Origin of the sequence: Paenibacillus farraposensis, from assembly GCF_020736845.1 — a bacterium.
In the GTDB taxonomy this organism is placed as follows: Bacteria; Bacillota; Bacilli; order Paenibacillales; family Paenibacillaceae; genus Paenibacillus; species Paenibacillus farraposensis.
Genome location: NZ_JAFFQR010000078.1, coordinates 1 through 630, shown reverse-complemented (window position 1 = coordinate 630; position 630 = coordinate 1). Strand labels below are relative to the sequence as shown.

1 protein-coding gene is annotated in these 630 nt (G+C 39.2%); it reads left to right on the top strand.

Annotated elements, in window-relative coordinates; translation table 11 throughout:
* Positions 1 to 437 precede the first annotated feature (437 nt).
* Positions 438 to 630, top strand: a 193-nt coding sequence (locus JO375_RS12620) for a hypothetical protein (protein WP_229524814.1), incomplete at its 3' end; no start/stop codon positions are given.

Here is a 630-nt window from a genome sequence, read left to right as displayed (position 1 = left end):
CCTTTGAGAAATAAGTTTAAGACTGAATACTTAGGAGAAGGTGTTTGTACAGCAAACAGACATTGTTCTGAGTAAATAAAGTAGTAGACTGAGCATGGACTTTGTAATGGCCTGCAGCTGGCCGACGGCGCACGTGCCGATGGCTACGCCCGGTACGCATCCCAGTCAGTCTACAACTTTATTTTCTTAGTCTAATACTCTATTTCCCGGGTCTAATACTTTATTTTCTTCTGACAGCTCCACCTTGAAAAAATGGATAGGGACCTGGGACGATCCCCGACCAAGGCGCTTGCTACTGGCCATTTATACCCAAGAGTCGTCCAGTGTTGAAAAAAAGAGAGAAATTATTCCATTTGTTGTTGCGCAGTGTTATACTTTATTTAGGCATAAAATACAATATTTTGAATATCTTGAGTGAATTGAGGTGAAAAACAGCTATGAAAAATAGAAACATAACAGGTATTGTATTAGCCGTAATTTATTGTGTTGTCCTTTTTGAGATTTTAACTGATGCACCCCCTGGTGAAGCTCCAAAAAATCCGCTATGGGTATACGCAATGATTCCACTTGGAGCTGTTGTAATTATCTCTCTCTTTGATTATGTGATTAAGTTCGATTTCTTCAAAAAAA